General features: G+C 34.3%; 7 protein-coding genes. 2 read left to right on the top strand and 5 right to left on the bottom strand.

Annotated elements, in window-relative coordinates:
* The first annotated feature begins 61 nt into the window (after positions 1-61).
* Complete coding sequence (locus ABD690_RS09915; protein ID WP_344729981.1) at positions 62-3,439, top strand: M14 family zinc carboxypeptidase; 3,378 nt, start codon at positions 62-64, stop codon at positions 3,437-3,439.
* A 178-nt stretch (positions 3,440-3,617) separates the two neighbouring features.
* Entirely contained in the window at positions 3,618-10,361 is a 6,744-nt protein-coding gene (locus ABD690_RS09910) for a DUF8202 domain-containing protein (RefSeq protein ID WP_344729979.1), read from the top strand.
* Positions 10,362-10,423: 62 nt separating this feature from the next.
* Here ABD690_RS09910 and hisS read toward each other — a convergent pair whose 3' ends face one another.
* The 5 genes from hisS to rpsF all read right to left on the bottom strand — a co-directional run bounded on the left by hisS (position 10,424) and on the right by rpsF (position 13,599).
* On the bottom strand, positions 10,424-11,794 hold the full coding sequence (hisS, locus tag ABD690_RS09905) for a histidine--tRNA ligase (protein WP_344729977.1): 1,371 nt from the start codon (positions 11,792-11,794) through the stop codon (positions 10,424-10,426).
* Positions 11,795-11,932: 138 nt separating this feature from the next.
* Positions 11,933-12,400 (bottom strand): DUF6495 family protein, encoded by a 468-nt coding sequence (locus ABD690_RS09900; protein WP_344729975.1) that lies wholly within the window; start codon positions 12,398-12,400, stop codon positions 11,933-11,935.
* 84 nt (positions 12,401-12,484) lie between these two features.
* Complete coding sequence (gene rplI / locus ABD690_RS09895; protein WP_344729973.1) at positions 12,485-12,946, bottom strand: 50S ribosomal protein L9; 462 nt, start codon at positions 12,944-12,946, stop codon at positions 12,485-12,487.
* 15 nt (positions 12,947-12,961) lie between these two features.
* Positions 12,962-13,258, bottom strand: a complete 297-nt coding sequence (rpsR, locus tag ABD690_RS09890; protein WP_344729971.1) for a 30S ribosomal protein S18 — start codon at positions 13,256-13,258, stop codon at positions 12,962-12,964.
* Between the two features lie 2 nt (positions 13,259-13,260).
* Complete coding sequence (rpsF, locus tag ABD690_RS09885; RefSeq protein ID WP_344729969.1) at positions 13,261-13,599, bottom strand: 30S ribosomal protein S6; 339 nt, start codon at positions 13,597-13,599, stop codon at positions 13,261-13,263.
* Positions 13,600-13,700: the final 101 nt, after the last annotated feature.

Raw genomic sequence — 13,700 nt, 5'->3', positions numbered from 1 at the left:
GGATTTTTTAAAAAATTTTATTCTATATTAGCACCATTCAAATTCATTAAAACAAAACATGATGAAAAAAAATACTCTTCTTTTTGTAATAGCATTGCTAGCACTACAAATGTCTTTTTCTCAAGAAGTTTACAAAAAAGTAAGCATCTCAAACACAAACCCTTCTGTAATTCATATTTTAGATATTGAAGGTATAGACTTAACATGTGGAGCTGTTTTTAAAAACAACACATTAGAAATAGAACTTAATGAACATCAATTAATAAAACTAGATGAAAATGATATTAGCTATAATGTGCTTATAGAGAATATGGAACAATTTTATAGCCAACGCGCTATAGCCAATCTTCCGCAAGCTAGTTTAGAATTGCAACAAATGAAACAAGAACAGCAAACCATGTTGCGTTCGTATAGTGTAGACGAAATATTAAATAACGTTGGTCAACATGATAGTTGTGATGAAATAGATTGGAATATTCCAAACAACTGGAGTATTAATGATGCTATAAACTACCCATCAGAGAGTAATCATTTTGGAGGTTGCTTAACCTATGATATGATTTTAGATGAATTAGATGCTATGAAAACCCAGTATCCTAATTTAATATCAACTAGAGCTAATGCCTCACCATCAAACCAAAAAACCTATGAAAATAGAACCGTTTGGATGGTTCGTATTTCTGACAACCCTGAAATTGATGAACCAGGAGAACCTGAAACCTTGTATCAATCACTAATTCATTCACGTGAAGCTGCAACTGTAATGAATCAGTTGTTCTTTATGTGGTATTTATTAGAGAATTATGATTCTGATCCTGCAATTAGAAATTTGGTAAACAATCAAGCTTTATATTTCATCCCTGTTTTTAATCCTGATGGATTTGTACATAACCAAAATGCCTCTCCTAATGGTGGTGGCGAACAACGTAAAAACAGAAACTCTTCTGCTTCAGGATCTTGTTCTACGTATTTAGAAGGTATTGATTTAAATAGAAATTCAGCATATTATTGGGGTAACGGAGGATCCTCTACAAATTCTTGTAGCGATACATATATGGGAACTGGACCTTTCTCTGAAAATGAAACACAAATTATGCGCGATTTCTTTTTAGAACATGATTTTAAAATTGCTTTAAATCATCATTCATATAAAAATGCTGCGTTACATGCCTATGCAGGAATAGATCAAGTTAATACTAGAGCAGATGAATACTCAAAGTACAATTATGATATGACTTATTATAATAGATTTGCTCATGGACCAAGTACCTATATTAGCTACCTAAATAGTGGTAATATGAACGACTGGATGCAAGGCGGTCCTGCTGGAACAAGTGCAAATGGCACACCTAGCGGAACAGGGTCTGGAAAAAACACACTATCGTGGACTCCTGAAAACGGATTATCATCTCAAGGAATAGGTGGAAGCTATGGTGGCTTTTGGCCACAGCCATCACAATATGTTCATATTGCTAAAAATGCAATGCGCATGAATTTTATGGCTGCATACTTTAGTGGTAAATATGCTAAGCTTCATGACTTTAACCAAAGTAATATTGCTAACCTATCAGGTGATTTAAAATTTGCTGTTGAAAATTTAGGACAAACAGCAAGCAACTTCACTGTTACCGTTACACCTGTTTCTTCAAACATACAATCTGTAGGAGCTCCTGTTGTGCTTTCTGGTATGACTGTATTACAACAAAATGATGTGACCATTAACTACACATTAAGCCCTAGTATTCAAACAAATGATAAAATAGAATTTAAAGTTGTACTAACAAATGACTATGCTTCTGACAATGTTTTATACGAAGCTAATATTGTAAAACATTACACACCAACCGTTTTATTTAATGGAGACGCATTGTCTAACTGGAGCCAAACCACAGGAACATGGTATAGCACTTCAAATGCTTATTCTGGCACCGCTATAACATCAACAAATGGAGGTTCTTACAGCAACAATTCAACAAAAAGAATTCAAATGAATGGTTCTGTAGACTTAAGCGGACTTCCTAGTTCTGTTATTCAATTTTATGCAAAATGGGATTTAGAGCGTAGTTTTGATTATGTACAACTAGAAGGGTCTACAGATGGCACAAACTGGACACCACTTTGTGGTAAACTTACAAAGCCAGGAGCACCTGATGCTAATAACACATATTCAGGAAAGTCATCAACTAATAATGATTTTCAACCAGACGGAGAGCCTCTTTATGATGGTGACACTCAAGACAGATGGAATATGGAAGAATATGTTATTGATGCATCAAACAACAGCTTTCTTTTTGAAGAAAACACCGTTTACTTAAGATTTGAGTTTAGAACAGACGGCAGTAACAGACAAGACCGTTATGCAAACATGAACTTTGAAGGGTTTACTTTTGATGAGTTTAAAATAATAGGTATTCAAATTCCTTGTGAAACAACAGTTCCTACAGGATTAATGGCTACAAGTGTTACTGCTAGTTCGGCTACATTAGGCTGGGACAATGTTCCTTCAGCAACCTATACATTACGATATAGAGTTGCAGGCACATCAACTTGGACAGAAGTTACAAACTTAAGCAGCCCAGATAACAACCTAATAAACTTATCGCCTGAAACAATTTATGAATATCAAGTACGCACACACTGTAGCAGTAGTTTTTCTTCATATTCTAGTTTAGAACAATTTACCACAACTGCTATTAACTATTGTGATGCAGAAGGAGGTAATATTAATTATGAATACATTAGTAATGTAAATATAAATGGAACAAATAACAATACCCAATCGTCTACATCTTCTGGATATTCAGACTTAACAGGCACAGTTTTTACATTAGATTTAAATACTTCTGAAAACGAAAACGATATTAGTGTTACCAAATATTGGAGAGGTACTCAATACAGGGAAGCCGTATCTGTGTGGATCGATTTTAATCAAAATGGCACCTTTGAATCGTCAGAAAAAATAATGGAAAGTGAATCTTCTTACACGACACCTGTAAGTACAACCTTTACAGTACCAAACATACCAGATGCTAAATTAGGCACAACTAGAATGCGTGTTATAATGAAGTATTATAGTAGTGCTGGAAATACAGCAGATGACCCATGTGAAACATTTAGCTACGGAGAAGTTGAAGATTACACGGTAGATATTATAGATTCTACATTAAACACAAATACTTTTAGTGAAAGTGATATTTCAATATATCCAAATCCTTTTAATAATACGATACAAGTAAAATTAAACAATATAAATACAAGTGTTGGAATAAATGTATATGACATTAGCGGCCGATCTGTATTAAGTTTAGAAAATCAATCGCCTATAAACAATGAGATTTTGGTAACAAATTTAAGCTCATTATCTAGCGGCACTTATTTTATAAAAGTGACCGAGAATACTACACAATCTCATATTATAAAGAGAATCATAAAAAAATAAGAGGAGTAAACAAACAAGGCTGAAAAAGCATTTTTTCAGCCTTTAAACACCTAAAAAACATAAATTTAAAAACCTAATTGCATTTCATCGATTTTTTTTGCATTTCACGGATATTTTTATTTATATTTGTCTAATTATTAATCAATTAATTAGTCCCAAACACTAAATTAATCTGCTTATGAAAAATTTTACTTACCCAATAAAAAAGTACCTTATACTATCTTATGTACTTTTAATATCAAGTTTTGCTTTTTCTCAAGATTTCAATGTGCAACATCTTGATAGAAATGTGCCAAGAACAGGAGCTACATCATCAATAACAGCTGTTTCTTCTCTAAATAATGCCTTTGTATTAAATAACAACAACAGATTAGCTCAAGCTGGTAGATCTGACGAAAATTCGTCAGCTGCTCCAGGAAGAGATGTATCTGGAGCTGTGAGATTAACAGCAACCAATATGGTTACTTATTACAGAGAAGGTAATTCAACTAACAATATCACTAAATTTAACGCATCTGTTTGGGAGTATACTGGATCTCCAGGAGGTGCTAATGAATTTATAGTTAGAGGTCGATATACTATTACACTAAATGGAAGCACAAACAATGTTACTCAAGCTTTAACAGGTATTAGTAACGCAAACGATTGCATTCCTTTTATTACTGGTATTATAAACAGTGCATCATCGGCTGGTTCAGATTCTGGTTCAGCAATTGCGTATCTTGAAAACGCATCCACGATGCGTGTACAGAAAGGTTCAAATGCTGATAATGTTACTGTTTATATCACTTTGGTAGAATTTACTGGTAGCAATTGGACTATACTTCATGGTGATTCTGGAAGTGTAAATGCAGATACTGGTAGTATCACTTTACGAACGAATGCTAATGGAAGTTCTGGAGGAGCTGCTAGTGTTTCTGATTGGGGCGAAGCTATGATTTTTACGCACCATAGAGGAAACATGAGTGATAATGGTACTGACGAAGCTATTGCAGACAACTGGCCAGTTATGAGTCCAGGAGGCACTAACCAAACTGTATCTTGGACATTTGACGGACAACATGATGCTCGTACCAATGGCAATCGCCAATTTGTTCATGTAGCAAACAACCCAAATTTTCAAGTTACAAGATATACCAACACGAGTAATACTTCTGGAGAAACAAGCATTAATATTTCATCTGCTGGTTTAAGTAGCACTAATGAAGCATTAATCATTGGTACTTCTACCTCTAGTGGTGGTGGTACAGCCTATGGTAGAGGTTGGCGTAACTATTACTTTAACTCAACCACGCAAGCAGCACATTGGGCTCATAGAAATGGTAATACTATGGCTCATGAAATTCAGGTAGTGAATTTTAGCCCTTCAATTACGTATTGTGCCTCTAATGGAATTAGTACAAATGATGAATATATTAGCCGTGTACAATTAAATACTATAGACAATAGCTCTGGAGCTGGTGCTGGTGGGTATTCAGATTTTACTTCTCAATCAACCACACTAGACCAGGGAAATTCATATACAATAACGGTAACACCTACTTGGCCTAATTATACTTATAATGAAGGATATTCGGTATGGATTGATTACAATCAAGATGGCGATTTTCAAGATACCGGAGAACAAGTATGGACACAAACAGCGACAATGGCATCTCCTGTTTCAGGCTCATTCACTGTACCTGTAACAGCAACCACCGGAAATACAAGAATGAGGGTTAGTATGAGCTACAATGCAGAGCCTCCTTTTTGTAATTCTTTTAATTATGGTGAAGTAGAAGACTATACTATAAATATCAATTCAGGTACACCACAACCCGAAATTAACTTAGTTGGAAATGGTAATACCATAAACAACAATGACATAACACCATCGACTACTGATGACACTGATTTTGGAACTATAAATGAAGGCGCTACAAGAACCCATACATTTACAATTCAAAATTTAGGAACTTCAACCTTAAATATTGGCACAATTACAAGTAGTAATAGTAATTTTATTATAACATCTACACCATCAGCTACAATTGCAAGTGGAGCTTCCTCTAACTTTTCTGTACAATATGCTCCTAGCACCTCTGGCATAGTAACATCTGTAATACAAATTGCAAATAATGATAGTAACGAAAACCCATATACATTCACAGTACAAGGCAATGCAAACCCTTTACCACCTATGTATACGGCGTACTATGAAAATTTTGATTCTAATGATGGAGGTTGGACAAACACAACAAGCACCAATGATTCATGGGTATGGACTAATGGCTTTGGAACAGCAAATGAAATGGGAGAAGGTTATTTCTGGAGAAATACAAACTACAATAACTATAGCAACAATACTAATATTGTTGTTCAAAGTCCGGTATTAAATTTTACAGGATTAAAAGATCTTAAATTAAGTATTGACATTAAATATAACACACAAAGTAATACAGACGGAATGCGAATATTGTATTCTGTTAATGGTGGCCCATTTGTTCTGCTGGGCTCAAGCGGTAGTGGGACAAAATGGTATGGCGGCAATGTTAGTGCATTAAGTTCTGATGGATGGAGCGGAGACGGACATTCAGCATCTCCTGCCTTTAGCCCTCATAGTCAATTTGAAAGATCTTCAATACCACTACCTAACGGAACATTCTCTAATGTATCTAATGTAAGGTTTAGAGTTCAATTTAGATCTGACAATAGCACAAATTATGATGGTGTCGCTTTTGATAACGTATTAATTGAAGCCAACCCTATCGCAGCGTTATCAGACGCAACAGTTGCTCCTGCTAACCTTACAGGAAACTTAAGATTATGGCTTAAAACCAATACAGGTATTTCTGTTACAGATGGTAGCAAATTAACTAATTGGGAAGATCAAGCTTATGATACATCATTAGATAAAGAAGATGCTTACGCTTCAAGTGCACTAGCTCCAACATACAGGGATAATATAAATAGAAATATGAATTATAATCCTGTAGCAGACTTTGACCATGACAACATAGAATATATGAATGGTAAAGGCGGATACTTTGCTCAAGATTATTTTGCTGTATTTAGAAGTGATGATGAAGTAGACACCAATACCGGAAGCTATTCTCCTGGTAGAGAATTTGTAATTGGTGGAAGATTCTCAGACGAAGCTTATCACGAAGATGCAACTGGCTTAGCAATGGGAAGTTCAACAGCTCGCTACAACAATGAAGTATTAGCACACAATATTAGTTCTTTTCCTAACGCTTCAAATGCAGGCCCTAATGACACGTCTTATGGTAGAGCTTTTACTTCAACAAGTACTACTTATAGAAATCACCCTATAATAGTTAATGTTAAAACCAACGCTTCAGGTACTCTGTCTGAAATTTATAAAAACGGTAAACGTATTGATAACACTACTGGTCAAGCTGGTAATGGTACTAACCTAAACTTTAATGAATTTAATAATTTACAATTTCTTATAGGTACAGGACGAAGTGGTATCACAGGAAGAACAACATCTCAAATGAATGGAATGATAACCGAAATTATTTCATACACATCGCCAAACTCTGCTATTAATCAACAAAAGATACAAAGCTATTTAGCTGTAAAATATGGAGTTACACTTCAAGATGCATCAAGTGGATTAACAGATCACAGATTAAATGATGTAGATTACATAGACTCTCAAGGGGCTATAATTTGGGATACAAGTGATAATGTAGGCCACAACTATGATGTTGCTGGTATAGGTCGCGATGATGCTTCTTTATTAGATCAACGACAATCGAGAAGTCAAAATGACGAAGCTGATGGATTAGGACCAACAAGCGGATTCTTAACCATGGCACTCACCGACACATACAATACAAACAAAGAAAATATAGCAAATACAACAACATTAAATGACAGAGAATTCTTAATGTGGGGAAATAATAATGCAGACATAAACGGTACTCCAACTGTTGTTAATGTTGATATGAGTGCCAATATAGGAGATCCTTCATTACAAACAATTGTTACCTTTACTGCAATACCACGTATTTGGAAAGTAAAAGAACATGGTGGAGATATCCCAAAAGTTGAAGTTTCTATTCCTGTGAGTGCTGTAAGAACAGCTACGCCTCCTAATGGTAAATATTTAATGTTTATATCTCAAAATGGAATTTTTGATCCTTCTGCAGATTATAGAGTAATGACAGAATCTGGAGGCTATTTATATGCAGACTATGATTTTGATGGCACAGAGTATATCACATTTGGCTGGGCTCCTGAACGTAAATTTATAAGATCTATTTACTTTAACGGCACTACTGATTATGTAGATATGGAAGATGCCTTAGATCTAAACCCAACAGGATTTACAATTTCTGCATGGGTAAACGCAAACACTAATTCGAACAACACCTCTATTCTTTCTAAAAGAAATGCAGCATATACTGAAGGATACGACTTTAAAATAACAAGTACCGGAAAATTCCAAGTATCTTGGAAAAGAGCTTCTGGAAGCATGCAATCAATAACTTCTAATACGACAATTCCAAAAAACCAATGGCATCAATTAGCTGTTATTTATAACGGTACGCGAGCCTACTTATACATTGATGGAATATTAGACAACGAGGCTAACTTATCTGCTCCTGAAGACACAAACCAATCTTTTTATATAGCTGCTGCTGATAAAAATACACCTCAAGCATTTTTCCACGGAAATATTGATGAAGTTCGCGTATGGAATACTGCTTTAACATTAGATCAACTTCATTATATCATGAATCAAGAAATTGAAGAAAATTCAAATTTTGTTAGCGGTTCCTACTTTGAAGCCAGGAGTATCACACCAACAAAAAATGATATTGCAACTTTACCTTGGAGTGATTTAGCAGGATACTACCCTATGTCTATCTATACCTACACAAATACAAAAGATGAATCTGGCAACGGTAATCAAGGCGCTTTAAGAAACCTAAAAACCGTTGATAAACAAACAGCGCCACTACCATATACTTCTACTAATAATGGCTCATGGGATGCAGATGCTACTTGGGAAAATGGAAGCATGCAAACGAAACCGGGTGCAAACTCTATTGTAGACAACACAATAACAGTAGACTGGAATATTGTTGAAACCAACCATAATATTACTATGGATAATAGCGGACTTGCTTCAGGAAATGCTGGAAACAGAAACTTACTAGCTTTATTTGTTGACAATAATGAACTAACAGTAGATGGAGACAATGCAACCGAAAACGGTTACGGTGTTACAATTTCTCATTACCTTAACCTAGATGGCAAAATAGATCTAGAAGGAGAATCTCAACTTATTCAAACTTTAGATAGTGATTTAGTCGTAGGAACTTCTGGGAGCCTAGAAAAAGACCAACAAGGAACACAAGATTTTTATACTTACAACTATTGGTCTTCTCCTGTTGGTACAGGAACATCTGCGTCAAACAACTACAGTTACTCACTAAATAACAACATATTAAAAGACGGAACAACACCTGCTACACCTTCAAACATCACGTTTGTTAGTGGTTATAATGGTGCTACATCACCAAGCTTGAGTATTGCTCATTATTGGATTTGGAAGTTTGGAAATTTACCAAGTGGTGACTATTCTTCTTGGCAACACGTTAGAAATACTGGAACTATTTTAGCGGGCGAAGGATTTACTATGAAAGGTGTTGCTGATACAGGCGGAACAGTGTCATTAGAACAAAACTATGTGTTTGACGGAAAACCTAACAACGGCGATGTTAACCTAACTATAAACGCTGGTAACGATTACCTTGTTGGAAACCCTTATGCTTCTGCCATAGATGCCGAACAATTTATAATTGATAATGGTGCTAGGTTAGATTACACAGACCCATCAGGTTCAGGAACTTACCCTGAAATAGATCCATCTATAAGCGGAACATTATATTTCTGGGAACATTGGGGCGGCGGTTCTCATGTTACTGCTGAATATCAAGGCGGTTACGGAACATACAATTTCTCTGGTGGCGTACCTGCTGCAGCTTATGGCACACCAGACCCTGATGTAGCACAAGTAGGAACCGGAACAAAAACACCTGGACGTTATATCCCAGTAGGACAAGGGTTCTTTGTAACAAGTGACAACTCTGGAACCATAAACTTCAATAACGGTCAACGTGTATTTCAAAAAGAAGGAACTGCTGCCTCTGTATTTATGAGAAACAGCAATTCTACATCTACCACTGAAAACAACACAGAAATTGTTGATGAAAGAATGAAACTGCGCATTGGTTTCAACTCTGTAAACACCATTCATAGACAGTTATTGGTTACAGTTGATGATAGAGCCACAGCTGGTGAAGACTGGGGATTTGATGCTGAAATAACTGATGATAAAGAGTATCAAATAGACGATATGGCTTGGTTAATTGAAGATAAAAAATATACCGTACAAGGTATCAATGAAATAAACCAAGCAACAATTCTGCCTCTGGAAATTCATACAAGTACTGACGGAATGAATAATATCACAATTGATATTTTAGAAAACGTACCTAATGATTTAAATATTTATGCACATGATAAAGAGTTAAATATTTATCACGATTTAAGAGAAAGCAACTATGAAATTTTCCTTTTAGCTGGAGAATATTTAGATCGTTTTGAAATTACATTTCATGATGACAATCTATTAAGTGTTGATGAAAATGAAATTGCAGATACACTGCAAGTTTTCTATGCAAACAGTAAAGAAAGTATTGTTATTCAAAACCCTAAATTAGTAGATTTAAAATCTGTTGAAATATTCAATATTTTAGGACAATCTATCTATACTTTTGATGATTTAGAAACAGCAAATCATTTAGAACTTAAAACAAATAAAATTAGTACAGGAACATACATATTACATCTTAAAACAAATGATGATAATACCACAATCACTAAAAAAGTATTGGTAAAGTAATCCTGACTAAAGTATTTATATTAAAAAAGCCTGAAACTTACATTTCAGGCTTTTTTGTTTTTTTATGATAATTGAGATACTAATTGTGTGAGCGTTACTGATGATTGTTCTCCAGAAACCATATGTTTTAATGCATACGTATTTGTTTCTATCTCCTTTTCTCCTACTATAACAACATAAGGAATATTACGCTTATTAGCGTGATTCATCTGTTTTTTCATTTTTGCTGCATCAGGATAAAGTTCTGCGTTTATGTTATTTGCTCGCAACTCTTTAATAGCTTTCATGCTAAACAAAGCTTCTTTATCTCCAAAATTAATAAAGAGTACATCGATATTTTTGGTAACAGTTTCTGGAAATAAGTTTAATTCTTCTAGAACTAAATAAATTCTGTCTAAACCAAAACTAATACCAACACCACTTACATTTTTTAAACCAAATATACCTGTTAAATCGTCATAACGGCCACCGCCACCAATAGATCCCATGGCTACTCCTTCTGGTGCTGATACTTCAAAAATTGCTCCTGTGTAATAATTCAGTCCGCGAGCTAATGTAACATCTAACTGTAGTTTGGCTGTACTTAAACCTAATTCAGAAATTGCAGCATCAATAAATTCTAATTCTTCAATACCTTTTTTTCCTTCATCAGATGTATTTAATATAGTTTTAAGCTGATTAATTTGTGTTGCAAAATCACCACTTAACGAAAATAAAGGTTGTAATGCATCTATTCCTGTTTGCGGAATACCTTTGCTCAACATTTCTTCTTTTACCTTCTCCTCGCCTATCTTATCAAGCTTATCAAGCGCTACAGTAAAATCTATAAGCTTATCACTTGCACCAATAACTTCAGCAATACCTGAAAGAATTTTTCTGTTGTTAATTTTAATAGTAGCTCCATCTAGCTTTAAAGCAGTAAATACGGCATCATACAACTGTACAAACTCAACTTCTTGCCACAACGATGTAGAGCCTACAACATCTGCATCACATTGATAAAACTCTCTGAAACGCCCTTTTTGTGGTCTGTCGGCACGCCAAACAGGTTGCATTTGATAGCGTTTAAACGGAAACTCAATCTCGTTTTGGTGCTGTACCACATATCTTGCAAAAGGTACGGTTAAGTCATAACGAAGTGCTTTTTCAGATATTTTAGGTGTTATTCTACCAGAATCTTTTTCTGCATAAAGCGTATCATTTACTTTATTTAAAAAATCTCCTGAATTCAATATTTTGAAAATCAAACGATCACCTTCATCTCCATATTTTCCCATTAAGGTATCAGAATTTTCAAAACTTGGTGTCTCAATAGGTTGAAATCCAAAACGTTCAAACTGTGCTTGAATGGTATTAAAAATATAATTGCGTTTTGCTACTTGTTCTGGATTAAAATCTCTAGTACCTTTAGGGATGCTTGGTTTTTGTGCCATAGTAATTTTTCACGTAAGTGAAAATCTCTTTTTATATTATTAAATATACATACCAAATTTGATGTTTCTTGGTATGATAAAACAAAAATAATGGTTTTAATTTGAAAATAGGCGTTTGCCTATTCAGGAATAAGTTTATTAGTTTATAAGCTTATTAAGGTACTTGTATAAGTCGCCTTTTGTAATGACTCCACCTTGCTGAATAAGTTTAAACTTGTCGGCATGTTTATCTTCAGAATAGTCTTTTTTTGCTTGTAAAAACTCTACATTTTCATCCATTAAATTTTCTCGTAGCCAATCAAAGCCTTCTTTAGTTGTTAAGTCTATTGGTGTATTAAGTTTTACGGCAATAACGTGCATGTGAGAGTCTTTCAAGTTAAACAAATGCATTTGTTGTGGTGAAATATGCTCTATATAAGTCACTTTACTTAATACGCCTTCCCAAACCAAATCACTAAAAACGTCTAGTTCTTGCTCTGCAACCTCTGGTTTATTGGTTTTAATATCTTCCCATTCCTCTGCGGTGATAGATTGTGTTGCTAGAAAGTTTATAAATTCTTTATGTAACTCTTCAAATTGTTCTTTGGTAAGTCTTGAATACTTCATGAAAATTTATTTACTATGATTATAGAAATTACGTTAAAAAAAAAGCCTCAACAAGGTTGAGGCTTTTCATATAATGTAAATTGCTTAAGCTTGAGCAATAACCTCGAATGGTAATTCAAAAGTTACTTCTCTGTGTAAACGTATAACAGCATTGTACTGTCCTAAACGCTTAATGTTACCACCAGTGATGCTTATGAATTTCTTGTCAATAGTATGACCTTCTTTTTCAAAAGCCTCTACAAGATCTAATTTAGTTACAGAACCAAATAATTTATCTCCTGCAGATGCACCTTCAGTTGCTTTTGCTTGAATTTTAATATCTAAAGCTTTAATTGCTTCAGCAGTTTTGTTTGCTTCGTCAATTACTTTCTTTTCTTTAAAAGCGCGTTGCTTTAAGTTTTCAGCTAAAACTTTTTTTGCTGAAACAGTTGCTAAAATCGCTTGCCCTTGAGGAATTAAAAAGTTTCTACCATAACCGTTCTTAACTGTTACAATATCGTCTTTAAATCCTAAATTCTCAACGTCTTGTTTTAATATAAGTTCCATTGTTATAGTATTATGTTATTTTAATAAATCTGCTACGTAAGGCATTAATGCTAAATGACGTGCTCTTTTTACAGCTACAGATACTTTTCTTTGGTATTTTAAAGAAGTTCCTGTTAAACGACGTGGTAAAATTTTACCTTGCTCGTTTACAAACTTTAATAAGAAGTCTGGATCTTTATAATCAACATACTTGATTCCAGATTTCTTGAAACGACAATACTTTTTTGTCTTGTTTGTTTCAATATTAAGCGGAGTTAAATATCTAATTTCTCCGTCTTTCTTTCCTTTTGCTTGTTGTTCTATAGATGACATAATTACGCTTTTTGTTTGTTTCTTTCTCTTCTTTTCTCTGCCCAAGCAATTGCATGCTTGTCAAGCTTTACAGTCAAGTAACGCATAAAACGCTCGTCACGTCTAAACTCTACTTCTAGAGGAGTAATTACTTCTCCATCTACAGTGTACTCAAATAAGTGATAGAAACCACTTTTCTTGTTTTGAATTGGGTAAGCTAATTTTTTTAAGCCCCAATCTTCTTTGGCTATCATCTTCGCTCCTTTAGAAACAAGAAAATCTTCGTATTTCTTTACTGTTTCCTTTATCTGTGTTTCAGATAAAACGGGATTTAAGATGAAAACAGTTTCATAATGATTCATAAAAAATCTTTTTTATTGTTAAAAATGGCTGCAAAAATAATTATTTTATTTATATTTCACAACTATATTGCAACATTCTTCTTTTTAAGATATTTACCGTT

This window comes from Corallibacter vietnamensis, from assembly GCF_039537875.1.
GTDB lineage: Bacteria > Bacteroidota > Bacteroidia > Flavobacteriales > Flavobacteriaceae > Corallibacter > Corallibacter vietnamensis.
Note: the sequence above shows the minus strand (reverse complement) of the source record. Positions and strands in the feature narration are given on the sequence as shown.

Coding starts and splice junctions, on each gene's coding strand:
- ABD690_RS09915 (WP_344729981.1), top strand. CDS start 62: ATGAAAAAAAATACTCTTCTTTTTGTAATAGCATTGCTAGCACTACAA.
- ABD690_RS09910 (WP_344729979.1), top strand. CDS start 3,618: ATGAAAAATTTTACTTACCCAATAAAAAAGTACCTTATACTATCTTAT.
- hisS (WP_344729977.1), bottom strand. CDS start 11,794: ATGGCACAAAAACCAAGCATCCCTAAAGGTACTAGAGATTTTAATCCA.
- ABD690_RS09900 (WP_344729975.1), bottom strand. CDS start 12,400: ATGAAGTATTCAAGACTTACCAAAGAACAATTTGAAGAGTTACATAAA.
- rplI (WP_344729973.1), bottom strand. CDS start 12,946: ATGGAACTTATATTAAAACAAGACGTTGAGAATTTAGGATTTAAAGAC.
- rpsR (WP_344729971.1), bottom strand. CDS start 13,258: ATGTCATCTATAGAACAACAAGCAAAAGGAAAGAAAGACGGAGAAATT.
- rpsF (WP_344729969.1), bottom strand. CDS start 13,599: ATGAATCATTATGAAACTGTTTTCATCTTAAATCCCGTTTTATCTGAA.